23 protein-coding genes are annotated in these 26,520 nt (G+C 43.5%); 16 read left to right on the top strand and 7 right to left on the bottom strand.

Annotated features, from left to right (window positions below; translation table 11 throughout):
• Positions 1-18 precede the first annotated feature (18 nt).
• The 5 genes from rbsA (at position 19) to FKQ60_RS05380 (ending at position 5,454) form a co-directional block, all read left to right on the top strand.
• The gene (gene rbsA / locus FKQ60_RS05400) at positions 19-1,527 is read left to right on the top strand and encodes a ribose ABC transporter ATP-binding protein RbsA (RefSeq protein ID WP_170905317.1); all 1,509 of its coding nucleotides are present in this window, start codon (positions 19-21) and stop codon (positions 1,525-1,527) included.
• Positions 1,524-2,507, top strand: coding sequence for a ribose ABC transporter permease (gene rbsC / locus FKQ60_RS05395; RefSeq protein WP_170905316.1), 984 nt, complete (start codon positions 1,524-1,526; stop codon positions 2,505-2,507). Before rbsA ends, rbsC begins: the two co-directional genes overlap by 4 nt.
• Before the next feature lie 65 nt (positions 2,508-2,572).
• Complete coding sequence (rbsB, locus tag FKQ60_RS05390) at positions 2,573-3,451, top strand: ribose ABC transporter substrate-binding protein RbsB (protein ID WP_170905315.1); 879 nt, start codon at positions 2,573-2,575, stop codon at positions 3,449-3,451.
• A 67-nt stretch (positions 3,452-3,518) separates the two neighbouring features.
• Positions 3,519-4,439: a ribokinase gene (gene rbsK / locus FKQ60_RS05385; protein WP_170906157.1), complete on the top strand. Its 921-nt coding sequence runs from the start codon at positions 3,519-3,521 to the stop codon at positions 4,437-4,439.
• 13 nt (positions 4,440-4,452) lie between these two features.
• Positions 4,453-5,454, top strand: a complete 1,002-nt coding sequence (locus FKQ60_RS05380) for a substrate-binding domain-containing protein (protein WP_158145228.1) — start codon at positions 4,453-4,455, stop codon at positions 5,452-5,454.
• A 36-nt stretch (positions 5,455-5,490) separates the two neighbouring features.
• On the opposite strand, the gene glpQ is transcribed toward FKQ60_RS05380, so the two are convergent.
• Positions 5,491-6,543, bottom strand: a complete 1,053-nt coding sequence (gene glpQ / locus FKQ60_RS05375; protein WP_170906156.1) for a glycerophosphodiester phosphodiesterase — start codon at positions 6,541-6,543, stop codon at positions 5,491-5,493.
• Between the two features lie 287 nt (positions 6,544-6,830).
• Positions 6,831-8,201 (bottom strand): glycerol-3-phosphate transporter, encoded by a 1,371-nt coding sequence (gene glpT / locus FKQ60_RS05370; RefSeq protein ID WP_004396883.1) that lies wholly within the window; start codon positions 8,199-8,201, stop codon positions 6,831-6,833.
• A gap of 599 nt (positions 8,202-8,800) precedes the next feature.
• Between glpT and FKQ60_RS05365 the strand changes: the two genes are divergently transcribed.
• Positions 8,801-9,967 (top strand): lytic polysaccharide monooxygenase, encoded by a 1,167-nt coding sequence (locus FKQ60_RS05365; protein ID WP_170904441.1) that lies wholly within the window; start codon positions 8,801-8,803, stop codon positions 9,965-9,967.
• A gap of 139 nt (positions 9,968-10,106) precedes the next feature.
• On the opposite strand, the gene FKQ60_RS05360 is transcribed toward FKQ60_RS05365, so the two are convergent.
• Together FKQ60_RS05360 and FKQ60_RS05355 are read right to left on the bottom strand one after the other, a co-directional pair.
• Complete coding sequence (locus tag FKQ60_RS05360; protein ID WP_170906155.1) at positions 10,107-12,359, bottom strand: TonB-dependent receptor; 2,253 nt, start codon at positions 12,357-12,359, stop codon at positions 10,107-10,109.
• Between the two features lie 117 nt (positions 12,360-12,476).
• Positions 12,477-13,400: a LysR family transcriptional regulator gene (locus tag FKQ60_RS05355; RefSeq protein WP_170906154.1), complete on the bottom strand. Its 924-nt coding sequence runs from the start codon at positions 13,398-13,400 to the stop codon at positions 12,477-12,479.
• 133 nt (positions 13,401-13,533) lie between these two features.
• Here FKQ60_RS05355 and FKQ60_RS05350 point away from each other — a divergent pair, with 133 nt between their 5' ends.
• The gene (locus tag FKQ60_RS05350; RefSeq protein ID WP_072670889.1) at positions 13,534-14,793 is read left to right on the top strand and encodes an adenylosuccinate synthetase; all 1,260 of its coding nucleotides are present in this window, start codon (positions 13,534-13,536) and stop codon (positions 14,791-14,793) included.
• 99 nt (positions 14,794-14,892) lie between these two features.
• Complete coding sequence (locus tag FKQ60_RS05345) at positions 14,893-15,111, top strand: DUF3820 family protein (protein ID WP_004396888.1); 219 nt, start codon at positions 14,893-14,895, stop codon at positions 15,109-15,111.
• A gap of 13 nt (positions 15,112-15,124) precedes the next feature.
• Here the strand turns inward: FKQ60_RS05345 and FKQ60_RS05340 are convergent, their stop codons facing one another.
• From FKQ60_RS05340 to agaR, 3 genes are all read right to left on the bottom strand, one after another.
• Positions 15,125-16,585: a sensor domain-containing diguanylate cyclase gene (locus tag FKQ60_RS05340; protein WP_170906153.1), complete on the bottom strand. Its 1,461-nt coding sequence runs from the start codon at positions 16,583-16,585 to the stop codon at positions 15,125-15,127.
• A 363-nt stretch (positions 16,586-16,948) separates the two neighbouring features.
• A complete protein-coding gene (locus FKQ60_RS05335) occupies positions 16,949-17,551 on the bottom strand; it encodes a Fic family protein (RefSeq protein WP_170906152.1) in 603 nt (200 codons plus the stop codon).
• Positions 17,552-17,971: 420 nt separating this feature from the next.
• Entirely contained in the window at positions 17,972-18,748 is a 777-nt protein-coding gene (gene agaR, locus FKQ60_RS05330; RefSeq protein ID WP_004396891.1) for a transcriptional repressor AgaR, read from the bottom strand.
• A gap of 244 nt (positions 18,749-18,992) precedes the next feature.
• Here agaR and kbaZ point away from each other — a divergent pair, with 244 nt between their 5' ends.
• The 8 genes from kbaZ to FKQ60_RS05290 all read left to right on the top strand — a co-directional run bounded on the left by kbaZ (position 18,993) and on the right by FKQ60_RS05290 (position 26,324).
• The gene (gene kbaZ / locus FKQ60_RS05325; RefSeq protein WP_170906151.1) at positions 18,993-20,273 is read left to right on the top strand and encodes a tagatose-bisphosphate aldolase subunit KbaZ; all 1,281 of its coding nucleotides are present in this window, start codon (positions 18,993-18,995) and stop codon (positions 20,271-20,273) included.
• 12 nt (positions 20,274-20,285) lie between these two features.
• Positions 20,286-21,443 (top strand): SIS domain-containing protein, encoded by a 1,158-nt coding sequence (locus FKQ60_RS05320; RefSeq protein ID WP_170906150.1) that lies wholly within the window; start codon positions 20,286-20,288, stop codon positions 21,441-21,443.
• Positions 21,444-21,456: 13 nt separating this feature from the next.
• The gene (agaV, locus tag FKQ60_RS05315) at positions 21,457-21,930 is read left to right on the top strand and encodes a PTS N-acetylgalactosamine transporter subunit IIB (protein ID WP_004396894.1); all 474 of its coding nucleotides are present in this window, start codon (positions 21,457-21,459) and stop codon (positions 21,928-21,930) included.
• Positions 21,931-21,948: 18 nt separating this feature from the next.
• A complete protein-coding gene (gene agaW / locus FKQ60_RS05310) occupies positions 21,949-22,728 on the top strand; it encodes a PTS N-acetylgalactosamine transporter subunit IIC (RefSeq protein ID WP_040905236.1) in 780 nt (259 codons plus the stop codon).
• The gene (agaE, locus tag FKQ60_RS05305; RefSeq protein WP_004396896.1) at positions 22,718-23,575 is read left to right on the top strand and encodes a PTS N-acetylgalactosamine transporter subunit IID; all 858 of its coding nucleotides are present in this window, start codon (positions 22,718-22,720) and stop codon (positions 23,573-23,575) included. The genes agaW and agaE overlap by 11 nt, the downstream gene beginning before the upstream one ends.
• Positions 23,576-23,744: 169 nt before the next feature.
• Entirely contained in the window at positions 23,745-24,179 is a 435-nt protein-coding gene (gene agaF / locus FKQ60_RS05300) for a PTS galactosamine/N-acetylgalactosamine transporter subunit IIA (RefSeq protein ID WP_154170861.1), read from the top strand.
• A 36-nt stretch (positions 24,180-24,215) separates the two neighbouring features.
• Entirely contained in the window at positions 24,216-25,358 is a 1,143-nt protein-coding gene (gene nagA / locus FKQ60_RS05295) for an N-acetylglucosamine-6-phosphate deacetylase (protein WP_306687435.1), read from the top strand.
• Between the two features lie 111 nt (positions 25,359-25,469).
• Positions 25,470-26,324, top strand: a complete 855-nt coding sequence (locus FKQ60_RS05290; protein ID WP_004396899.1) for a tagatose bisphosphate family class II aldolase — start codon at positions 25,470-25,472, stop codon at positions 26,322-26,324.
• The last annotated feature ends 196 nt before the right edge of the window (positions 26,325-26,520 follow it).

Raw genomic sequence — 26,520 nt, 5'->3', positions numbered from 1 at the left:
TAACGATAAGGAGGAGTGATGACTCAACCGATTTTAGCTCTCAGTCAGATTGATAAAGCTTTTCCTGGTGTGAAGGCGCTTGATCAAGCTTGTTTAAACGTCTATCCGGGTCGAGTCATGGCCTTGATGGGAGAAAATGGCGCTGGCAAATCGACCTTAATGAAAGTATTGACGGGGATCTACAGCAAAGATGCTGGCACCATAGAGTATCAAGGTCAACCAGCCAGTTTCAAAGGCCCTAGGGATTCTCAGCAAGCGGGAATCAGTATTATTCATCAGGAGTTAAACCTGATCCCGCAGCTGACAATTGCAGAAAACATCTTTCTTGGCCGAGAAAAAACCAGTGCTTTCGGTCGTATCTTGTGGCAAGAGATGTACGCGGAAGCGGATCAGCTGTTAGCCCGTCTTAATGTTAAACACAGTGCTAAAACCTTGCTCGGTGAGCTGAGTCTTGGTGAACAGCAGATGGTGGAAATCGCCAAGGCACTCTCCTTTGAGTCTAAAGTGATCATCATGGATGAGCCAACCGACGCATTAACGGATACCGAAACCGCCTCATTGTTTAAAGTGATTAATGAATTGCGCGACCAAGGTTGTGGCATCGTTTATATCTCTCATCGTTTAAAAGAAATTTTTGAAATTTGCGATGATATTACCGTGTTGCGAGATGGCAAATTCATCGGTCAATGCCAAGTCAGTGAGACCGATGAAGATGGTCTGATTGAAATGATGGTTGGGCGTAAATTAGAAGAGCAGTATCCACGTATTGACGTAGAGCCAGAAAATAAAGTTTGTCTCGAAGTGATAGGTTTGACCGGATCGGGGATTCATGATGTCAGCTTTACCCTGCGTCGAGGAGAGATTTTAGGTATCTCTGGCTTGATGGGAGCGGGGCGTAGCGAATTAATGAAGGTGATTTATGGCGCGCTGCCTTCTGAGCGGGGTGTGATTAATCTTAATGGCCGTACCATTAACCCCGTTAGCCCGCAAGATGGTTTAGCCAATGGTATTGCCTACATCTCAGAAGATCGCAAAGGCGATGGTCTGGTACTCGGTTTATCAGTCAAAGAAAATATGTCGCTGTGCGCCCTCGATAAACTGACCAAGGGCATACAAATTCAGCATGGCGCAGAAGCGACGGCGGTAGAAGATTTCATTCAACTGTTCAATATAAAAACCCCTTCTCGCAACCAGATCATTGGTCATCTTTCAGGTGGGAATCAGCAAAAAGTGGCGATCGCCAAAGGCTTAATGACCAGACCGAAGGTGTTGATTTTGGATGAACCGACACGTGGCGTTGATGTCGGTGCAAAAAAAGAAATCTATCAATTAATCAATAAATTTAAAGCGCAAGGGATGAGTATCATTTTAGTTTCATCGGAAATGCCAGAGGTGCTTGGTATGAGCGATCGAATTTTAGTGATGCATGAAGGGCGGATCAGTGGCGAATTTGATGTCAAGCAAGCCAATCAAGAAAATCTTTTAGCGTGTGCCGTTGGCAAAACCTTGAACGAGGAAGCAGCATGAATAGTAAAACCCTAAGTAATCAGACGCCAGACGGTGGTAAAAAGTGGTTTAGTAAAGCGTGGTTGATTGAACAAAAGTCACTGATTGCTCTGCTATTTTTAGTCGTTGTGGTGTCATTTTTAAATCCCAACTTTTTTACCGTCGACAACATACTGAATATTTTACGTCAGACATCGGTGAACGCGATCATTGCGGTTGGTATGACTTTAGTTATTTTAACCGCGGGCATTGATCTCAGTGTTGGTTCTGTGTTGGCCCTATGTGGTGCGTTTGCTGCCAGCCTGATTGCCCTTGAAGTTCCGGTTATGATAGCGGTACCAACGGCTTTGCTTGCTGGCGCGGCGCTAGGAGGTATCAGTGGCATCATCATTGCCAAAGGTAAGGTACAAGCTTTTATTGCCACGTTAGTCACCATGACACTCCTGCGTGGCGTCACCATGGTTTATACCGATGGGCGTCCTATTTCAACCGGCTTTACCGATACCGCTGATGCGTTTGCTTGGTTTGGTACCGGTTACGCACTGGGCATTCCTGTACCCGTTTGGATGATGGTGGTGGTATTTGCGGCGGCGTGGTACTTGCTCAATCACACACGTTTTGGTCGTTATATCTATGCCATGGGCGGTAATGAGTCGGCGGCGCGTTTATCCGGTATCAATGTTGATCGCGTTAAAATCGGTGTGTACGCCATTTGTGGTCTGTTATCGGCCTTAGCGGGCATCATTGTTACTTCTAGGCTCTCTTCTGCACAACCTACGGCAGGCATGGGCTATGAGCTGGATGCGATTGCAGCGGTTGTATTAGGCGGCACCAGCTTAATGGGCGGCAAAGGTCGGATCATGGGTACCTTAATTGGTGCACTGATCATCGGCTTTTTAAATAACGCATTGAACTTACTCGATGTGACCTCTTACTACCAGATGATAGCGAAAGCGGCGGTTATATTGCTGGCTGTGCTGGTGGACAATAAAAATAAGTAAAACGTGAACCTACCAGATGTAAGCGTGCTTTTGTCTGGTTCCCCCTACAAAAAAGGATGATTAACATGAAAAAACTTGCGACGTTAATTTCTGCTGCGTTGTTATCGGCTTCGGTATCGGTCTCAGCTTTTGCTAAAGACACGATTGCCATTGTCGTTTCAACCCTGAACAATCCATTCTTTGTCACCATGAAAGATGGTGCGGAAGCGAAAGCCAAAGACTTAGGCTATAACCTGATCGTTTTGGACTCGCAAAACGATCCGAGTAAAGAGCTGTCGAACGTAGAAGATCTCACGGTTCGAGGTGTAAAAGCGATTTTAATTAACCCAACCGACTCCGATGCTGTATCAAACGCTATCCGCCGAGCCAATCGCGCGAATATCCCTGTGGTAACCTTGGATCGTGGCGCGAGCCGTGGTGAGGTAGTCAGTCATATCGCTTCGGATAACGTAATGGGCGGAGAGATGGCTGGTCAATTTATCGTTGAAAAAGTTGGCGAAAAAGCCAAAGTCATTCAGCTCGAAGGGATCGCCGGCACCTCGGCGGCTCGTGAACGCGGACAAGGTTTTATGAATGCGGTTAAAGAGCGTGATATGGTTTTGCTTGCCAGCCAACCTGCTGACTTTGATCGCACCAAAGGATTAAACGTCATGGAAAACCTATTAGCATCAAACCCAAGCGTGCAAGCTGTTTTTGCGCAAAATGATGAAATGGCATTGGGCGCGCTGCGCGCGGTGCAAGCGTCTGGTAAAAACATTTTGATTGTTGGTTTTGATGGTACTGAGGATGGCATTGCCGCAGTAAAGCGTGGTCAATTAGGGGCAACGGTTGCTCAGCAACCCGACATGATTGGCGCTTTAGGGGTTGAAACTGCTGATAAGATCCTCAAAGGTCAGACGGTCGAGGCTTATCTTCCTGTGCCGCTGAAAATTATCAGTCAATAACTCATGTATCGTATACCTCGCTCTGAGTATAGGGCGAGGTTTTCTATCTTATAGAAGGATAATTCTTATGAACCAATTGGTGGTATTAGGTAGTGTCAATGCTGACCATGTTCTACAAGTCCCTACTTTCCCTCGTCCTGGAGAAACGCTTCATGGCCGAAATTATCAAGTCATTCCTGGCGGTAAAGGAGCAAACCAAGCGGTTGCCGCCGCGCGCTTAAAGGCGGATATCGGTTTTATTGCCTGCGTTGGTGATGATGCCTTTGGTATCGAAAGTTGTGAACGTTTTAAGCGGGATGGAATGGATATTCGTGGTGTGAAAGTACAAGCGGATTGCCCAACAGGCATTGCGATGATCCAAGTTTCCGACCGTGGAGAAAACAGCATTTGTCTTTCAGCTGAGGCTAATGACCGATTAACCGCAGAAGCCATCGAAGATGACCTACCAAGTATTCGTGCCGCCAGTTACTTGTTAATGCAACTTGAAACGCCGATTGACGGCATCATTAAAGCGGCGCAAGTCGCTAAACAAGCGAAAACAAAGGTGGTACTCAACCCAGCGCCAGCCCGTGAGTTGTCTTCTAGCTTGCTCAGCTGTGTTGATGTGATCACCCCCAATGAAACGGAAGCGCAAGTGCTCACCGGCATTACCGTCACTGATGATGCTTCAGCCCAGCAAGCGGCCACAGTGTTACATCAGCAAGGCATTGAAATTGTTATTATTACTCTTGGCGCAAAAGGGGTTTGGTTAAGTGAACATGGTCGTGGACAACTTATCCCTGGTTTTCGCGTCTCGGCCACCGACACCACCGCCGCGGGCGATACTTTTAATGGTGCGTTTGTGACTGGCTTGTTAGAGAATATGCCTTTAGAATCAGCGATTAAGTTTGCTCATGCCGCAGCAGCGATTTCAGTCACCCGTTTTGGCGCACAAACGTCGATTCCGACTCGCCAAGAAGTGGATGAATTTTTAGCTCAGCATCAATAAGGGATAAGATGATATGGCAACCATGAAAGATATTGCGCGCGTTGCAGGGGTTTCGACTTCCACGGTTAGCCATGTAATCAATAAGACTCGCTATGTCAGTGATGATATTGCCGAGCGAGTCAACAAAGCCGCGAAAGATCTCAATTACGCGCCTTCGGCTTTGGCGCGTAGTTTAAAAATGAATCGTACCCGTACCATTGGTATGTTAGTGACTACCTCAACCAATCCATTTTTCGGAGAAGTCGTTAAAGGGGTTGAGCGCAGCTGCTATCAACAAGGTTATAGCCTGATCTTATGTAATACCGAAGGGGATAATCAACGTATGAAAGCGTCGATCAATACCCTATTACAAAAACGAGTCGATGGCTTAATTTTAATGTGCTCGACCTTAGAAGGCGAACGGATTGAAGTCTTTGAGCGCTATCCTGATATTCCAGTGGTGGTTATGGATTGGGGGCCAATGCTGTTCGCCAGTGATAAAATCCAAGATAACTCGCTACGTGGTGGCTACATGGCGACCCAGTACTTAATTGAATGTGGTCATCAATCCATCGGCTGTATTACTGGACCACTGAGTCGTCATCAAGCGCAAATGCGCTATGAAGGTTATAAACGAGCCATGTTAGAAGCGGGCTTAACCATTAATCCTGATTGGATTATTGAGTCTGATTTTGAATGTGAAGGAGGCGCGCAAGCACTGTATCGATTGCAAAAAAAAGGGCCATTACCCAGCGCAATTTTTGTCAGTAATGACATGATGGCCATGGGGGTGATTCATGCCGCCAGTGACCTTCATATCGCTATTCCAGATCAGCTTTCGATCATCGGTTATGATGATATTCATATCGCAAATTTTATGACGCCTTCCCTGACGACTATTCATCAGCCCAAATACCGTTTAGGTCAGGCAGCGATCGATACCCTATTAAATAAGCTTAAAAATCAGAGCCGCGAGCCTCAAGTGGTTCAACTAGAACCAACGCTGGTTGTCCGTCAGAGTGTGAAAGTAAAATAGAAAGTGAACCGTGCGGTTCACTTTTTGCGCCATGACTTATCGGCCTAAAAATTTCACCACTTTATCTGGGAAGTCCGTAAATAAACCGTCGACTTTAACCTGATGGTAGAATACCTCTAGCATATCATCAAAGCTTTCGGCCCAAGGAGCGATACGTCCAGGATCGGCTCGAAAAGTATATGGATGCACTTCTAAGCCTGCATCTCTAGCATAGTGCATTAACGGATTAATCACGATGTTGCTTTTAGTCGAGCTATTGTCTACCAGCATAGGCATCCACGGACCAATACCATCAGCATATTGAGCAACCTTTTTCATTCCATCTTCACTAAACATCCATTGATAGTCATATGGTGTGGCAGTTTGATCTTGATAGATCATGGTTTCATTCCAATCAGTGTGGGCGATCAGCTGGACTAAACGAATGTCCATATCCATATTGGGTAGTAATTGGTCATGGATACGTTTGAGCTCAATAGGATCAAAAGATTGTAAATAAACCTTATCTTTTTTAGTTTGATAGCCATACTTTTTTAGCGTGTTTAAGACAGCTTTAGAAATATCTTTCCCTTCATGACGATGAAACCAAGGTGCTTTAATTTCGGGATAGATACCGATATCGTAACCTAACGTATGGTTGAGTCCTTGTATTAACTCAATTTCTTCCGCTAAAGTGGGGACGGTAAAATCTGCATGCCACATTGGAAAGCGAGACGGAAATACGGCGACAGCTTGCCCTTGTTCATCTAGATTAAATCCTTCTGTAACACGTAAGGTTTTTATTTCTGCAAGGGTGAAATCAATAGCGTAAAAACGACCATCTTGTCGAGCACGATCGGAAAATCGCTCTGCTACATCAGTAACGCGATCTAAATAGTGATCGTGGAGTACGACTAAATGATCATCTTTTGTCATTACCACATCTTGTTCGATATAGTCGGGTTTCATTGCATAGGCTAGCGCTTTAGCTGCAAGAGTATGTTCGGGTAAATAGCCAGATGCTCCTCGATGAGCAATTACTAGCTGTTCGGCATGTAGAGACGTTGAGGTGAGTAATGTCAGTAGAGCAATATGGAGTAATTTCTTCATTATTTTCTTCCTATATCCCCTTCTTTTATAAAACTGAAGGGTTTTTTGGTTACCTTCGTTCGCCCTAATCACATCATCATCTATGGCCATGATAGGGTACCCACTTATCGCTATATTTAGCTGCAAGTAGTTTGGGTATAGTTAAAGATGGAATGTTATTGCTCGCAGAGTTAAAGCCGCTTTTAAAGGACAAAATGAACGGCTAATGATAGCGATTAAACATTCGTAAAACATAAACCCGAAGTATTTTCGGGCTTATGTGGTTAAACAGAAGGTTCAGTAAGCGTTTATTGTGCGGCTTCTGCAGCTTCTCTGGCATCTTTTTCTTTGTGGAAGGCTCTTTCTCCGACAAAGGCATAGAGCAAACAAACAATAGACAAAATGCACGATGCAACAAGGATAAAGAATCCGCCATCCCAACCAAAATGGTCAACCGTATAACCTAAGATGGCGTTAGCGGCGACGGCACCACCGAGATAACCAAACAGCCCTGTCAAACCTGCTGCGGTTCCTGCGGCTTTTTTCGGCGCTAATTCAAGCGCATACAGCCCAATCAGCATTACTGGGCCATAAATTAAGAAACCTATAGCGATTAATGCAAGCATATCAACGGTTGGATTACCGGCTGGGTTAAACCAGTAGACCAATACGGCTAGGGTTACTAAAACCATAAACAGAATACCTGCCGGGGCGCGGCGACCTTTAAAGACTTTATCTGAGATCCAGCCGCAGAGTAGGGTTCCGGGAATGCCCGCCCACTCATAGAGGAAATAAGCCCATGAAGATTTATTGACCGTAAAGGCTTTAGCTTCTTGCAAGTAAACTGGAGCCCAGTCTAATACACCATAACGAATGAGGTAGACGAACGCATTAGCAATCGCAATCGCCCATAACAGTTTGTTATTAAAAACGTACTTAAAGAAAATCTCTTTCGCTGTCATCTCTTTTTCATGAGATTTATCGTAATTTTCTGGGTAGTCATTTTTATACTCTTCAATCGGTGGTAAGCCGCAAGATTGTGGAGTATCGCGCATGGTTAACCAAGTAAATAGCGCCACTAACAAGGCAAAGAAAGCCGGAACGTAAAAAGCCGCTTTCCAGTCACCACTGAAGGCCCATAAGCCTAAAATAAAGATGGGACCAATCAGCCCGCCACCCACGTTATGGGCGACGTTCCACACCGAAACAATTTCTCCGCGCTCTTTACGTGACCACCAATGCACCATAGTTCGCCCACAAGCGGGCCAGCCCATCCCTTGGAACCAACCATTTAAAAACAGCAAAATGAACATCGCGGTAATGCTACTCGTTGCCCAAGGCATAAAGCCAAAGCAGAACATCACTAAGGCGGATAACACTAGGCCTGCCGTTAAAAAGTAACGAGGATTGGAGCGGTCAGACACGTTACCCATTAAGAACTTGGACAATCCATAAGCGATAGAAACCGCAGCCAGTGCGACCCCCAGATCACCACGACTAAAACCTTGTTCAATCAAATAAGGCATCGCTAAGCTAAAGTTTTTACGGACTAAGTAGTAACCGGCATAGCCGACAAAAATACCGATAAAAAGCTGCCAACGCAGACGCGAATAGGCGCTATCAACTCGTTCAGAAGATAGCCGCTCAATGTGAGCATGTGGTTTAAAGATCCCAAACATAATGGCCTCGTAATGTAATTAGGTTGCTGGGGGAATAGAACATTCAAAATGGAGCGAACGAATAATGTTTTATTTTCGTTCGAAACTTTTCGAGAATTGTAGGTATGTTGCAAATTATTTCTGTGATGAATGAAGTGTTACAATTAATTTACTCATAAAAACAAATAATTAATTGGTTTTTATGAGTGATAAATAATCGAAATGATGGTCTTTTGATCTTTAGTTTTTACTAATAAAGCTTTGTTTTTATTAGATTGGTTTAATGTGACGCCATGCCTGCTCGTTCGAGAGTTCTTTCTTTGCAACGAATCAATGACCAATTTAGTTTGATGATCTGGCGAGAGGATAAAATTTGATGTCCCTCGTAGGAAAATGAGCGTTCAAAGTATGAGCAGTATAGATTTGGAAGGTAGGTTGTATTTTGGAGCATCGATAGTGGTCCTTGACTTGGGTTATCAGTGAATCTTGCTAGCTTTAGGACGTATTGGGTTTGAAAAGATAGCCCATTTTTATGGTGATGGTTGAGTTGGTTGATCATCGTAAAACATCGCCCTAGTTCATCTGTCATTATTAACATCGTCAGTGGAAGGAACCTAACAATGAAACATCGATTAGTCCTGAGTACCTTGTGTATCAGTTTATCTATTCCCTCATTAGCTTTTGCACATGGCTGGGTTGAGTTTCCCAGTGCGCGGCAAAATACGTGCTATTTAGATGGTGGTTTTTGGAGTAACACTATTCCCAATGCGGCTTGCCAAGCGGTTTATGATCAATCGGGAGCGTATCCCTTTGTTCAACGCAATGAAGTGGCTGCGAATGTGGCTCGTTATCGAGATCTCGAGCAGGTGAAAGCAGTGATACCGGATGGTCAGCTTTGTTCTGCCGGTCATGCAGCTAAAGCTGGGTTAAATATTGTCTCTCCTCATTGGCAGAAAACACCGATTCAGCTAAATGAACATCATCAATTGGACTTAGTTTTTCATGCTGCAGTGCCACATAATCCTTCTTATTGGGAGTTTTACTTAACGAAACCAGAGTACGATCCAAGTCTACCTTTGACATGGGACGATTTAGCGTTAATTGATGAGGCGGGGAATGTCGCAGTAGGGGCTGATAGAAAATACCGATTTACGGTCAATTTCCCTGAGGGACGCAGTGGTGATGCGATTTTGTATACCCGCTGGCAGCGAATTGATCCGGCGGGCGAAGGGTTTTATAACTGTAGTGATATCACCTTTGTGGGTGGAGAGGCCCCAACGCCGCCTACTGAACCGAGTGAACCTGAGCAACCGACAGATTTAACGGCATTAGGTTATTTTGTGCCAACAGGGTTTGGACCAGTGGAAAGCGGCGATCATGTCCGATTTCGGACCTTTAACCAACAAGGGCAAGAGCTGACGGATATTCATCTCGAGATTTCAGCCAATAACAGACACACTTGGCCTGTTGAACTGGCGGGTCAGTTTAATCAGCAGCAGGCGGGAGATTGGTATATCGGTATTTGGCACCAAGAAATGAACCACTATATGTTTGATACCAGAAATATCCATACTAACCAAGTGTTTGCGCCACATGGTCAGTTTAGCTACCAATTATCATTACAAAAACAAACACCGCCACCAGTGACCCCTGATAACGCGTGGCAAGAGAGCAAAACATACACCGCTGGTGATATTGTTGTTCACCAAGGGCGTGAATGGACCGCGCAGTGGTGGACGAAAGGAGAAGAGCCGGGAACCACCGGAGAGTGGGGTGTTTGGCGCTAAGATGAGTTAACTTCTTAGTGTGAATCCTGTTAATTGTTTGAAGTAGGCAGCAATATCGTTGCCTACTTCAAGTAGAAAAATCATCAAAATACAGCCAAGTTAAGGAGCGGTAACTCCTTCACCTAGCTTGATATCTCGATTAATAGTGTACTTCCACACCAAGGGTAATCGTTCTTCCTGGATCAGGCATACTAATTACCGCTCCGGGCTGGACTTGATAACGGTCAGTGAGGTTATTAATGGCTAAAAACAGCTGTGTGTTAGGGTTTAAGGCATATTGAGAGTAGAGATCAATTTTATAATCCGCTGGAATATCGATAATCGCACTGGCACCAGTGCCCGCTAACCAATTGCTTGGATTCGACTTACCGGAGTGATAAGAGACCTTGATACCAGTATCAAGGGTATTATTAAAAAATTGCGTGCCAAGATTGAGGTGTATGTTTTCTTTGGGGGGAATACGCGTTGGGGTTAATCCCCAAGCAAAGCCCATAGAATTACAGCGCTCGCTTTCTGCATATGCCGCTTGGTCTGTAGAGCAAATTTTGGTTTCACTGTATAAGGTAGCGGCAAGGTGAGCGTATAACCACGCATAGTGATATTTGGCGCTCAGCTCCCAACCAGAGAGTTGCATTTTATCGTAATTGGTAAAGGTAAAGTTGGAACGCCATTCAGGCATTCCCGGCGTTTTTGGCAATACCCCACCAGAAATATAATTTTTAATGCTGTTTCTAAAATAAGACGCTGATAGATGAAGATTATCTCCACTCGCCATTGTATCCGTGCTATGCCATTGCACGCCGACCTCGTTATTGAATGATTGCTCAGGTTTAAGAGGGTTGAAAGGATTGTAGCTGAATACCTCATTCGATAGTGTCGTTTCATATAAGCTCGGCATTCGATAAGTACGTGAGGATTTCAAAAATAGCTGGGTAGTTGGGGTGAGTTGGTAAGTCAGTTCACTCAGTAAATCCACTTTTTCTTTGTAATCGAGATGTTGCTTGGTTTGGTGGTCAGTGGACTTGGCATTGTGGACATTTAGCCCCAGTTTTATTTTCAGCGGTGCGTAATTTATATCGGCATTAGCAAAAATATTTTGTGTACGACGTTTACCATCACGTGAAGTCACTGTTTGGGTAAAACGAATTTGTCCATCTTCTTCAGGCGATAAGCGCTCTTGCTGCTGCGCAAAACCATAAGTTAAACGCACCGGCCAGTCGGTCAGTAAGCTCTCATTACTGACGCTAAAGCCGGAACGATCGTTACTGTAGCCATGGAAATACTGCTCGGCGTTAGTGCCGTGGGCCCAAAGCCCATTATATTGAGCGAGCTTCGCATCGGTGTACCACACATTGGCATGCAGATTTAGCCAAGGCTGATTTGGTTGATAGTAGTAGTTGGCGGCATAGGTACTGACTTTTGCTGTGCCTAATCCCCATTGCGGCATCATCTCTTGACCATCGGGTAGTGGGTTCCAATTTTGGTCATAATCAAATTTGTACCAATAAGCGGCCAAAACCTCACCGGCTTTTTGTTCGTGGTAACGATAGGTGAGATCGGCATTATGTGCGGTGCGATTGTTGGTCGCTAATTTTAAGAGCCACGAATCACTTTCAAAACTGGTGTTAACCACTTCTTGAGCCGGACCGACGACGGGTTCGTGATAATCGTTATAGCCATTTTTACCGGAAAAATGGTTACCTTTTGAACGTTTACTATAAGCCAGTACGGTACTGAATAACTCATGTTGATAACCAAGGCCAATCATAGCTGAGCCGTGTTTAAATTTGTATTCAGAGTCACGGTTCGCTAATAAATAGCGGCCTTGTTGACGGTAATCGCCACTGACTTCTGGGGTACGATTATGGTTATTGGCCCGAGCTTTAAATATCACACCAAAAGAGCTGTCATCTTTAATCACATCGTTAATGGTTAGCGTGGTGGCGTTAACCACGCCACCAACAGCGCCGCTAGCGTAAGGTGAACTATCCATGGTCGCACCTTGATGAACCGTCAAGGTGCTGAGTAAGTCAGTATCAATATAAGTTCGGTCACTGACGCCTTGGTAACCACGAGAGGTGTGAGTAGATTGCAAGCTGCCATCAATAAAAATCGGTACTCGACCTTCGCCTTGCAAGCCGCGAATGCCAATATCCAATGCGCCAGCTTCATTATGCATATTATTACTTTGTATGCTGGTGATCCCAGAAAAGATATCCGCATTGGCGATACCACGCATTTTGTCTAAATCACTGCGTAATCGTTGATGAGTAGGAATGGGTTGCCCATGTACGGTGATGGTTTCATCGGTTTCTGATGGAGCGGCGGTTTCTGCTTGAGTTGCGCTGGTCAACAGAAGAGGAATAAGAGCCAACAAAGGTTTCAACTGCATAATTTGATCCTTGTCAAAATGAGAGCAAGGATACTGATGTAATTGATAATTATTATCAATACGTTTTGCTGAAATAATTTGGGACTTGAATCACATTTTGATGCTGGTATTTTACCATTAAGTCAACGATTGCGATTTTGGGATTTCTTCATCGACCCACACCAGCAACTGTTTGATAGCTCTTGAGAGCAATTGGTTTTGGCGCACGATATAACCCAAACTGGTGGAAGAAAAGTCGGGCAGTGGGGTAAGCGTTGTGTGTAATGTCCTTTGCGGATTGACTGAAAACGTAGGGACAATCGCGACTCCGAACCCCGCTTCTGCCCAGTCAATTTGTGCATCCACACTACCGACTTCCATAATGCGATAGTTAGGCAGGTTCAGTTTCGGCAAACTGAGATCGATTAAATCTCGAGTACGAGTATCATGACCCAGCAGAATAAGCGTCGGTTCATCTGCGGTGAGAGGATCTTGTGAATGCTCGCTCACCGCTAGGCTTTGATTCGTGGCCTGCGCCTGCCACTGCGCAAGTCCATTGCCGATTGCGCACCACTGCACCTCACGTAGCTCGGTAAAACTCAGTGGTGCTTCTTCTTTCTGCGCGATCACAAATCCCAAATCGGCTTTGGCCGTTTTCACCAGCTCTGCCGCTTGTGAAGAGGTGGTATTAAATAATGACAGGTCGATCCCCGGATAGGTTTTACGAAACAGCTGAAAAGGGCCAATCAAGAGTAAGCGAGAGATGATATCGCTGGCTGCAATGGTTAAGGTGCCCTGATGAAGATGGTTAATAGCATTGAGATCGGCTTGGCAGACTTGTAATTCAAGTAAGGTTTTCTCTGCACTTTGCAATAATCGCTCACCCGCTTGAGTCAGTTGAAAAGGGTTACGTTCAATCAATTTGACTCGCGTTGCTTGCTCTAACTGTTTTAAATGCAAGCTAACGTTGGGCTGTGTCATGTGTAATGCCGCTGCGGTTTTACCAAAATGTTGATATTTCGCTAAAGTGACAAAGGTATTGAGCCAGTGAATATCAAGCATGATGGATCCTTAAACCAGAGAGCATTCAGTAAAGGTGATATGGAATTCTTATCAGAGTTATAATAATAATTAATTTTTCATATTTCAATCTTAGGCATAGGATGGTGGCACTTGCTTTTAAGGAGAGTAACTCATGTCGTCGATTGTTGTTGTTGGTGCTAACTGGGGTGATGAAGGTAAAGGTCGGATTGTTGATTATCTTGCCGATCAAGCTTCAGCCAGTGTTCGTTTTCAAGGCGGAAATAACGCCGGTCACACCGTAGTTAATGAATTCGGAACCTTTAAATTACACCAACTGCCGAGTGGCGTGTTTAATCCAGATTGTTTGGCGGTACTTGGCCCTGGTATGGTGATAAGTCCTGAGTTATTGTCAAAAGAGATGGCGGAAGTTGAGCAATCAGGCGTATCGCTACGCATGGCGATTTCCGATCGTGCGACTTTGTGTTTGCCTCTCCATGCTTTAGAAGACAGTTTAGAAGAAGCACGTTTAGGCGATCGCGCCTACGGCTCTACTCGTCAAGGCATTGCTCCGGCTTATGGTGACCGAGTGATGAAAAAAGGCATCTTAGTTGGCTGGTTAAAGCAACCTGAAGTGTTACAAGAACGCATTCAATTTTGGCTAGATTGGAAATTGCCCCAACTCAAAGCCCTTTACCCAAGTTTTGAGTTTACCCAAAGCGCTGCGGAAATGGCAGCATGGCTACTAGAGGTTGCTCAGCCATGGTTAGCATCGGTGTGTAATGTCACCGTACCGCTAAAAGCGATTCAAGCCCAAGGTGGAAACTTGTTGTTTGAAGCCCAGTTGGGCGCTGGCCGAGATTTAGTGTACGGCGAATACCCATGGACAACGTCTTCTCATGTGACTTCTGCTTACGCAGGTTTGGGCGGTGGTTTACCCGCATTGCGTCCAGAGCGAGTGATTGCCGTGGCGAAAGCCTTTAGCTCATCGGTTGGCACTGGCACCTTGATCACCGCGATGGAAGAGCAAGATGCGTTTCGTGAAAAAGCCAACGAGTTTGGCGCGACTACTGGCCGTCCACGTGATATGGGTTATTTTGATGCCGTAGCAACCCGTAATGGGGTTGAGCTACAAGCGGCAACCGAAGTTGCTTTGACCAAAATTGACTGCTTAACGGGCTTATCTGATCTGAAAATTTGTGTCGGCTATCAAGGTAATCACAGCGAAAACCCGATTTGGCCACAAACGGCAGCCCTTGCGCCTATTTATGAGCAAATGGAAAGCTGGCAAGAAGACATTACCGGTTGTCGCACTTTTGAAAGCCTGCCTCTTGCGGCTCAAAAGTACGTACTACGGATTGAAGAGCTCCTGCAAGTGCCGGTATCGATGATTTCGGTGGGGCCTGAACGTGAGCAAATGATTTTACGTGGTTAAAGACCACTAATAAAGCTATCAGTCTCCCAGCACTTGCTCTGCTCGGGAGACTTTTTGTATGCTGTCAATTCCAATGCCCCACCGAGCCTAAGTGACATCATGTTAGAAAAAGAAAACCTACTCAAACTCGCCAGAATGCCCATGCCTTTTGGCAAATATGCTGGTAGGGTTTTGATCGATTTACCTGAAGAGTACCTACTGTGGTTCGCCAACAAAGGTTTTCCCGAAGGGGAGTTAGGCCAACTGCTTCAGCTGTGTCTGGCATTAAAAATCGAAGGTTTGGATAGTGTCGTTAAGCCACTTAAGCATAAACACTAAACACTCGGACTGTTCATGAGCACACTACACGATTGCGCCCCGAAGATTTTGCACGATACAATGCTCTATCCGCATCAAAATAAGCCGTCTCTATTGGATTATCTTTAGTTATATCTAACAATGAAATCCCGATGCTTACCGTAATACTCACCTCTTGTGGAAGGCATGGAAAGGTCAGTTCACTAACCGCTAAACGCAGCTTTTCTGCATGTTCTACGGCATCTTGTAATGAAATATTCGGCAGCAGTACCATAAACTCCTCACCACCAAACCGCGCGACCGCATCACCTTCTCGAATATTTTGATTTAAGCTATGAGCAACGCAACAAAGTACTTGATCACCGATTGGGTGTCCGTATGTATCGTTAATTCTTTTAAAATAATCGATATCAATCAGTAAGATTGCAGAGACACCTTCTACCTTACGTAATCGAGTTAATTCTAACTGAATAAGCCCTGATAGGTATGCGCGATTAAACAGCCCCGTTAGGCAATCAGTACCTGCTTGATATTCAAGATGGAGTGTCTTCTCATCTACTTTGTGCCGTGCAAGCATAATAGAAGCAAAAATCACTAAAAATAGTAATAGGCTAAGAGAGCCACCCAGAAGTGCACTACTTTTTAAACTTTCATTGATGCGAGACTGAATGGATTCGGCAGATTTTTCTACCACTAACCAAGTATTCCAAGTATCCATAAAGCGTATCCAGAGTAATACCTCTGAATCATCTCTATTAGCAAAACTTAATGCTATGCCGTCTCTATTTTTATCAAGAAAGTTGAACTCTATATCCCACAGATCGCTTAAGTTAAGCTGGTCTGCTAATAACTGTCGGTTTCTTGCATAAACCAGTTGACCATCTAATCGTGCTAGATAAATGTCAAAACCTTTAAGGCGGCCATAAGTCATCAGCAGATTACTAAAATCTTCGGTATCGACTCCCACGCCAGTAAGACCTAGAAATTCGCCATTATGATCAAAAAGAGGAGCATTAACCCATATGTGCAACTTATCTTCTTCAGCGTAATACCATGTATCTATATTGATATCTCGTAAGGTTTCACGATAAAGATAATACCATCCATCTCGTGATACATTATTGGGATCAAGTTTTATGATTCGCTGATCATCTGAATAGTAAGTCTCGGAACGATCACTGACTATGCTAGCATCCGCTAAACGAAATCGTAGACTAATATCACGTAAGAAAGTACGTAATATATCAATATCTTGTTCGCCAGCTAGAATCCAGTCACGTATAAAATTATTATGCTGTAGTTCACCACTAATTCGATGATATTCGCCAGCTGTTCTATCGACGCTTGCCGCTAATGCCATACCTATGGAAGGTAATTCATAGTGTTGGATAAAGTGTTTAACTCTACGACTATCTTGCCAAGCATAAAAACTCGTGAGTACTAGGAATGCTAGAAACACCACCAAGCTTAGCGAATGAAATAGGCGATCTTTCATTACGTAGAGTCCAGACAAATATCATTGATGATTTTCATCCTAGTATAGAAAATCTAAATATCCTATTTTGATAAAAGCAACTTGTAGGGCGGTTCAAGATAAACTCGTTTTTAAGAATGGATCAAGAGATGGAATCTATTACAATCGTGATGCTTTAAGAACTTATGGTATGTGGAGCTATCGTTCTTATCCACTAGAATCTCGCTAAGTGAACGTTGTGTAATTTGTTGTTGCCGTGCTGGTGGTGACGACAAATTACATTCAATTCAGCATGAGTTGACACTAAGTATGTTTGATTGGTGTATTTGGATGATGAGTAGGACTTGACCTTGCGTGAATCATGAAGGTGGAGAATAAAGCAATTTATAAGAGCTTGGTTTGGCTGATCGCTCTATCAAATAGTTCTTCGAGAAGCGATAAATTGCCGTGATAGCCTTGAATATTGGCTTCAATCCAGTGGTCTTTGGATACTTCAGGCCAATCCAGTTCATACCCTGCCACAAAGACTAACTCTTCAAAGAAAAATCGCGTTGCTCTGCCATTACCTTCGCGAAAGGGATGAACGATATTAATTTCACAGAAAATATCAGCAATCAGGCGCACAAACGCAGCTCTATCGACACAGTTACGTAGCTGAGGAATTCGTGCCAGCTGGCGGTTTAGCTCTCTTTCAATATAGAGACAATTACAAAAGCGCGTCGTGCCCTTGCTAATATCAACATCGCGATAGTTTCCAGCCCATGAGTAGACATCTTGAAAAAGTACCCAATGCAGGGTTCGAAAGTGCTCAACGTCGAATTGCTCTAAAGTAGAAAGGTGGCTGACGTAGTGGATATATCGGTATTCAGAAAAGGCGGTTTCCGCCTCATGCAGTTCATCACTGCCTTGAATATTCAGTTGATTTTCGAGTGTATCTGAATCGGGGTAGCAATAATGATCCCGACTGACGCCGTACTTATCTCGCATATTGGCGCTTTAGTGCTTCTAGAGTTGAGGGTTTACCACTAGCGATTAGCCCCTCATAGGATGCGCTAACTTTGAAATTACTCAGCTTGGGCACAAATTTTCGTTCCACAGAGCGCTCTGGAATATCAATTTTGGCATGACTATTCTGCATATATTCTCTCAACCTTATGATGTCACGTTGTCAGTGTAATGGTGTGGCTAATCAGGATCAAATTCAAAAAATTTTATATCTCTCAGATTTGAAACTACGCACCGTTGCTATGCTTTGATCTCCTCTGATGGTCGAATTCATTGATGTGAATAGCGACCTAACACAGTATTGTTATAGGTAGTCATTTTTCTGATGTAGCGATAGTATTCGATCACTAGAAGAGCTGGTGCTAATTTTGAGTTTTTTGCCCTAGACCTTCATAGTAAAGGCTATTGCTTCACTACAATGACAGTAATGCCAAGTTGCTCAAGCCCCTGTAGATATTCTTTAGGAATACCTTCGTCAGTCACTATTTTATCAACTCGGGCGGTTTCAAGAATTTTATGTAGACTCACTTTGCCAAATTTAGATGAATCGGTTACAACAATCACTTCATCGGCAATATTGCACATTCTACGGTTAAGTCTTGCTTCATTCTCATTGTAGGTAGTTATGCCTTTTTCTAAATTAAATCCATCAACGCCAAGAAATAATTTATTAAAGTGATAGTGTTCTAGAATATTATCGGCTTCTATTCCATAGAAGGACATCGATTTTCTGCGAAGTTTTCCTCCCGTTAGCATGACTTCAACCCCTTCTGCAGAAAAAAGGGCGTTGGCGATATTTAATCCATTCGTCATCACTACTAGATCATGGGCATTTCTTAATGCTTCTGCAATATAGTAAGTTGTCGTACCTGAATCGAGTATTAAAGTATCCCCCTTCTCAATTAACGTTACTGCCGCTGCTGCAATTTTTTGTTTTAAGACTTTATTGAGTTGATTTTTATCTTCAACCGAGTGCTCATGAAGACGAATATCACCATCTTGAAGATATGCTCCTCCATAAGCACGTGTTGCGATACCTTGTTTTTCTAAAGCGGCTAGATCATTTCTAATCGTGACCGTTGAAACCCCAAATTTTTTCGAAAGATCAGTAACCTGAACACTTCCGTTTTTCTTCAGGAGTGCAATCGTGTGTTCACGTCTTTCGCTAGTATTCTTCACTTTTAGTTACCCTATTTTCTGATAATTACGACTTATCAATATTGTTGTTATGAGTAGGAATCAAAAGGACTATCATATTTCGTTTTGTTTCTTTTGTCTTCAGTTGCCTCTCAATACTTCATTTCTTTCGTTTTCTTTCTTTTTGTTTTTGTGAGTCACTTATCAATTGCTGTTTTCTTTTGTTTTTATTCGTTACGTTTTGATTTATGTTTAAATCATAAAATAAAAAGGAAAGGTAAGGAAAATGAACCCTCTTGTGGAAATCATTAAAAAGCACAAATCTGGAAAATCTGTTGGTATTTATTCTATCTGTTCAGCTCACCCACTGGTTATCGAAGCTGCAATTCAGTATGCCAAGAGTGACAATAGCGAATTATTGATAGAGGCAACATCAAATCAAGTAGATCAATTTGGTGGTTATACAGGCATGACGCCAAAAGATTTCAAAATAATGGTTAAACAATTAGCCACCAAAGCTGAGTTTCCTATAGAACGTATCACACTCGGTGGTGATCATTTAGGGCCAAACCGTTGGCAGCATCTAGATGCGGAAACGGCAATGAACTATGCAGAAGAGCAGATTGCAGCGTATGTCGCTGCGGGATTTCAAAAAATTCATCTAGATTGCAGCATGAGTTGCTTCGGTGATGAAAAGCCATTAACTGATTTTACTGTTGCGAAGCGTGCTGCTCGCTTAGCATTAGTGGCAGAGAAAACCGCCTGTCATTTATTTGGCCATTCGTCATTAGTTTATGTAATAGGAACGGAGGTTCCGGTTCCTGGCGGTGCAGTAGAGGAACTCGATTGTTTACAAGTGACTCAGCCGCAAGCCGCTATTGATACAATAGAAACGCATTATTCAGCATTCTCTGACCTTGGTTTAGGCGATATCTGGTCACGTGTTATAGGTGTTGTTGTGCAGCCGGGTGTTGAGTTTGATCATCAAGGTATTATTGATTATTGCCCAGAGAAAGCACAGGCGCTGAGTAAAGTCGTTGAACGTTATCCTCATTTGGTGTTTGAAGCTCATTCGACGGATTATCAAACCGCACAGGCTTATAAAGCATTAGTTCGCGATCACTTTGCGATTTTAAAAGTCGGTCCAGCTTTAACATTTGCTTTACGTGAAGCGCTATTTTCCCTCTCATGTATTGAAGAAGAATTGATTCCAGCAAGGCATTGCTCTGGATTGCGGCAAGTGCTTGAAGGTGCGATGCATGCTGAACCTAAGTATTGGCAGGGGTATTACGAAGGAGACAGCGAAACCCAGCGTTTAGCTCGCAGCTTTAGTTTTTCTGATCGTATTCGCTACTATTGGCCTGATCAAAAGGTCAATGACGGCTTAGCTGTGCTATTACAAAACTTACAAGATCATCCTATTCCTCTGCCGTTAATCAGCCAATATCTCCCCCTTCAGTTTCAAGCCATCCGTGAAGGTAGGCTCACTCCTGAGCCCAAGACAATCATTCTTAATAAAATTGGTGAAGTGGTTGCGTTATACGCTGCTGCTTGCCGTGATAAATAGAAGGTTAACCTTATGTATTTAAATATTTCTCAACAACAGCTAGCGACTAAAAATGGACTAGCCACGGCTAAAGAAATTACTCAGCAACCAGATGTCTGGCAAAGAACTTTGCAAAAGTTGATATCTCAGCAAGCCATTATTCATGATTTTATGAACTCATTCTTTTCTTATCCCAATGGACGCATTGTTTTAACGGGAGCTGGGAGTTCTGCGTTTGCTGGACGAGCACTTGCCCCTTATCTATCTGGAAAATTAAAGCGTCGAATTGATGCGATAGCAACGACTGATATTGTTGCCGATCCCGATGAGTATTTCGCTGAAAATTGTCCAACCTTACTCGTTTCTTTTGCTCGCTCTGGTAATAGCCCAGAAAGCGTTGCTGCAGTTGAACTTGCCAGCCAAGTCCTTGATAACTGTTATCACTTGGTGATTACGTGTAATGATCAAGGCAATCTGTATTTACGAGCCATGGGTGATTCAAGGAGTCTAGCATTATTAATGCCACCAGAAACGAATGACTTAGGCTTTGCTATGACCAGTAGCCTAACGAGTATGATGGCTGCTTGTTTACATGCCTTGCTTCCCCAGCAGTTTAATGAAGAACGGTTTAAAGCGATAGAACAGGCGTGCCGTGCCATTTTGACCGGCCAGTTAGCCAGTATTACCGCATTGGCTCGTTTAGACGCCAATAAAATTATTTACTTAGGCAGTGGCAGCTTGCAAGGGGTCGCGCAAGAAGCGGCATTAAAGTTACTTGAATTAACGGCGGGTAAGCTCTCCGTCACGTTCGATTCCCCTGTTGGTTTTCGTCATGGTCCTAAGTCGGTTGTCGATGATGCTAGTCTGATTTTTATTTTTATTTCGAATGATCCTTATACCCGCCAGTATGACCGGGATCTCTTGAGGGAGTTACGAGCGGAAAATAAAGCCTTGAAAGTGGTGGCGTTAACAACGGAAGTCGATGCCATGATTGCGGAAGGCGATTATTTTCAAATTCCAGATTTTGTGGGTGCGGATGATGCGGCACTGGTTTTTCCATTTTTACTATTTGCACAGATTTATGCGTTTACTCGCTCGTTTGATCTCGAAATTGGTCCAGATAATCCTTGTCCTAGTGGTGAAGTAAATCGCGTTGTACAAGGTGTCACTATTTATCCATTTAATCGTTAGAAAGGAATAGATAATGCCAAATATCGTATTAAGTCGTATTGATGAGCGTTTGGTTCACGGTCAAGTGGGTGTGCAATGGGTTGGGTTTGTCGACGCCAATATTATTGTTGTTGCTAATGACGAAGTTGCCGAGGACAGCATCCAACAAAGTTTGATGGAAATGGTGATCGCTGAAGGGATTGCGATCCGTTTCTGGAGCATACAAAAAGTCATCGATAATATTCACAAAGCCTCTGAGCGCCAGAAAATTTTGTTGGTGGCAAAAACACCGTCTGATTTTTTAAAAATAGTCGAAGGGGGAGTTCCAATCCAAGAAATTAATATTGGTAATATGCATTATGTGGATGGAAAAAAACAAATTCATAAAACCGTTTCCGTGAATGCACAAGATATTGAAAGCTTTCAACAATTAAAAAAACATAACGTGAAATGCCGTGTGCAGGGAGTCCCTACCGAATCTGCTACGGATATTTTTGAATTACTTTAATTATAAAGGAACTGAAAGATGGAAATAGGATTCATGCAAGCGTTGATGCTGGGAATACTCGCATTTTTCGCTGGATTAGATCTCTTCAACGGTTTAACTCACTTTCATCGCCCCGTGGTATTAGGCCCTTTAGTCGGCTTGATTTTGGGTGATTTACCTACGGGGATATTAGTGGGCGGAACATTAGAGCTAGTTTGGATGGGATTAGCCCCATTAGCGGGTGCTCAGCCACCCAATGTTATTATTGGGACTATTGTTGGGACGACGTTTGCCATCAGTTCTGGCGTGCCTGCTGATGTCGCTGTTGGGGTCGCGGTACCCTTTGCGGTTGCAGTACAAATGGGGATTACTTTCTTATTCTCTGTGATGGCACCAATGATGTCTAAATGTGACCAAATGGCAGATAACGCCGACACTAAAGGCATTGAACGCGTCAACTATTTTGCGCTACTGGTATTGGGTACGTTTTATTTCTTATGGGCTTTTCTTCCAATCTATTTGGGTGCAGAACACGCCAAGGTTGCTGTTGAAGCGCTACCTAAAACCTTGATCGATGGTTTAGGGGTTGCGGGTGGCATCATGCCAGCTATTGGTTTTGCGGTCCTGATGAAAATCATGATGAAAAATGCCTACATTCCTTATTTTATTCTTGGATTCGTCGCGGCAGCTTGGCTTGAACTTCCTGTGTTAGCGATTGCCGCTGCAGCACTGGCGATGGCATTGATTGATTTTATGAAAAAAGGAACAGACACCACTGTTGTTGCGACTAAACAAGAGGAATTTGAAGATGGAATCTAATCACAATATCGATGTCAACCAAGCACCTGACGTCCCACAAGATGAATATAGTGATAAATCGATTGGTACTGAGTTAACCAAATCAGACATTAACCGAATGGCATGGCGTTCACTACTATTACAAGCCTCATTTAACTTTGAGCGTATGCAAGCCGCAGGATGGTTATATGGGCTATTACCGGCACTAGAAAAAATTCATACCAACAAAAATGATCTATCCAAGTCAATGCGTGGGCATATGGGCTTTTTTAATACACACCCATTCTTAGTCACGTTTGTAATGGGCATTATTTTGGCGATGGAGCGTTCAAAACAGAATGTGAATAGTATCCAAAGTACTAAGATCGCGGTTGGTGCTCCCATGGGAGGAATTGGCGATGCCATGTTCTGGCTCACTTTGCTGCCGATTTGTGGCGGGATTGGTGCCGATCTCGCATTACAAGGCTCGATTCTTGGGGCGGTCGTTTTCTTCTGTTTATTTAACGTGGTTCATTTTGGCCTTCGATTTGGTTTAGCACATTACGCTTACCGAATGGGCGTAGCAGCGATACCGATGATTAAAGCCAATACCAAAAAAGTAGGTCATGCGGCCTCCATTGTTGGGATGACGGTGATTGGTGCACTGGTCGCGACGTATGTACGCCTCTCCACTACGCTAGAAATTAATGCTGGTGATGCGGTGGTTAAGTTGCAAGCGGATGTAATTGATAAGCTGATGCCTGCATTCCTTCCATTAGTGTATACCTTGTTGATGTATGCCCTGGTTAAACGTGGTTGGAGCCCAATTAAACTGATTGTGGTCACGGTTGTGATGGCGGTTGCGGGTCGTTTTATCGGTTTCTTATAACATTTTAACCGAGATAGAAGATGAACAATCAGAGGGGGGTGTGAATGCCCAAAGGGATAAACATTCCTGCCAATCTACTTAGCATTGCTATGAGCGTTGGATAATACATGACCTCGCTCATGCTTTTAGTCAGCTGGATCCCCCCTCTCCAATAGAAGAGGAAAAGAAGATGTTGAGTGTGATTATTTCTGGCCATGGCGCGTTTGCTTCAGGCATGGAAAAGGCTATGCACCAAGTGATTGGGGCACAAGAGCAATGTGTAGCGATTGACTTCCCTCCGGAATCGACGACCCAACAATTGCAAGAACAATTTCGAACCGCAATGGAGAACGTTGGTACACAAGATGGGCTGGTATTTATCACCGATTTATTGGGTGGTAGTCCCTTTCGTATCGCGTCAACCCTTGCTTTAGAACACGGTAATATAGAAGTCATTACAGGGGCTAACCTGCAATTAATTTTGGAGATGATGTTGGAGCGTGACGAACTCAATATTACCGAGTTTAGAGAACAGGCCTTGTTATGTGGCCACCGTGGAATGACATGTTTATTTGATGAGTTAGCCAAACAATCACAGACCGAAATGGCATGTGAAGGCATTTAACCAAATGCTTTTGTGATATGTCGAGGAGTGAATAAAGTGAAAATTTATGTAAAACAGATTCTTACCGAACAAGGATGGCAGCAAGATTACATTATTACTATCGAAGATGAGTGTTTTACACAAATTCGGCCTAAGCAACCCGAAGACGATATATCCACCATGGTGCAAGCGGATGTGATGTTACCAGCATTGATAGACTCACACGTGCATGGTGGCGCTGGTGTCGATGTGATGGACGGTACGCTCGAATCATTAACGAAATTATCACAACACTTAGCCAGTCAAGGCGTCGGTGCTTTTCTCGCAACCACGGTTACCGATCAGCTACCACATATTGAACGCGCTTTGATTAATGTGGCTGAAGCCATGGTGCAAGGTGTTCCTGGGGCGACGATTTTAGGCAGTTACTTAGAGGGTCCCTATTTTACCGAGAGGCATAAAGGTGCTCATGATTCGAGTTTATTTCGTGAGCTAGACACACAGGAATTGGATCATCTGATCGCGGTGAGTCGAGATACATTAAAAGCCGTCGCGTTAGCGCCAGAAAAAAATCAGGCATGCTACGCCATTCGTCATTTGAAGCGGCGAGGAGTCAACGTGATGTTGGCGCATACCAATGCGAGTTACGCCCAAGCACAGTCGGCATTTGAGGCTGGTGCAGATGGGGTTGTCCATTGCTACAATGGGATGAGTGGTCTTCATCATCGGGAACCTGGTGTGGTGGGGGCTGGATTAAGTGACTCTCGAGCTTATATTGAGTTGATTGCGGATGGTCATCATGTTCATCCAGCGGCAATGAAAATTTGTGTCAGTTGTGCCGCAGAACGTTTAGTGCTGATCAGTGACGCTATGTGTGCGACTGGTCAACCTGATGGTGAGTATTTCTTGGGCGGTAATTTGGTCCGTATGCAAAGTGGCATTGTGACAACTCAAGAAGGGGGGTTAGCGGGGAGTACTTTAGCGTTATTCCAAGGGGTGAAGAATTTATCAACCATGGTGGGTGTAGAACTAAAATACGCGATTGAATCAGCCAGTTTATTCCCGGCTCGTTTACTAGGTATCGAACATACATATGGTTCAATCGCCATCGGTAAAAAAGCCAATTTTTTATTTGTTAACCCAGCGTTTGAATTAAAAGAAACCTGGGTGAATGGGAATAAAGTATGGTGCTTTAAATAAAAAATCACAGAGTAAAAATATTAATGATTTAGATGATCATTTAAATAATCCTTAATTAACCATAAATAATATATTATTTGAGTGGCGTTTTTATACGCCATAGGAGACCTTATGTATCTAATATCTTCACATGAAATGCTAAAAGACGCTCAGAGAAACAATTATGCGGTCCCTGCATTTAATATTCATAATTTAGAAACGATACAAGTGATTGTTGAAACCGCTGCTGAAATGCGTTCCCCTGTTATTTTGGCAGGGACGCCGGGGACTTATAAACATGCCGGTGTTGATTACTTGGTTTCTATTTGTAAAGCTGCCGCTAAAAAGCATAAATTACCACTGGTATTACATCTAGATCACCATGAAAGTATTACTGATATAGAAGAAAAAATTCATGCTGGGATTCGTTCGGCTATGATTGATGCCTCTCATTCCCCTTTTGATGAGAATATTAAAACCGTTAAAGCTGTTGTTGATATGTGTCATCGTCATGGCGTCTCTGTTGAGGCAGAGCTGGGACTGCTTGGGGGGCAGGAAGACGATCTTATTGTTGATGAAGCCAATGCACAATTAACCGATCCAAGCTCAGCGAAGGAGTTTGTTTTGCGTACGGGGATAGATTCTCTTGCAGTTGCTATTGGTACGGCTCATGGTTTATATAAATCAGAGCCTAAATTGGATTTTGAAAGATTAGCGGCGATTCGTCAGTGTGTTGATATTCCTCTTGTTTTGCATGGCGCATCGGGTATTTCTGATGAAGATGTACGTCATTGTATTGCATTAGGTATTTGTAAAGTTAATGTGGCGACTGAATTGAAAATTGCTTTTTCAGATGCAATGAAAGGGTATTTGTCTAGCCATCCTGATGCGAATGATCCTCGACAATATTTAGTTCCAGGCATGCAGGCAATGAAAGAGGTGGTCATTAGTAAAATTAACGTTTGTGGCAGCGCAAATAGAATTTAACTTGATTTTATAATAATTATTTTTTGCTTTGTCTTTAGTTCAGGTCTCCCCCCATGTTTACCAAGACTGGATAAAGCGTTTCATTGTTCGCAATGTTTACCACCTACTTTATAGGTGGTTTTTTATTTTGAATAGAAATTAAATAATGAAAATGATATTTCCTTTGCAATAAAAACTTTAAATCGGTTCAGACTTT

It is taken from the genome of Vibrio sp. A11 (assembly GCF_013048705.1).
Taxonomy (GTDB): Bacteria; Pseudomonadota; Gammaproteobacteria; order Enterobacterales; family Vibrionaceae; genus Vibrio; species Vibrio metschnikovii.
The sequence above is the reverse complement of the archived record's forward strand: the minus strand, read 5'-3'. Positions and strand labels throughout refer to the sequence as shown.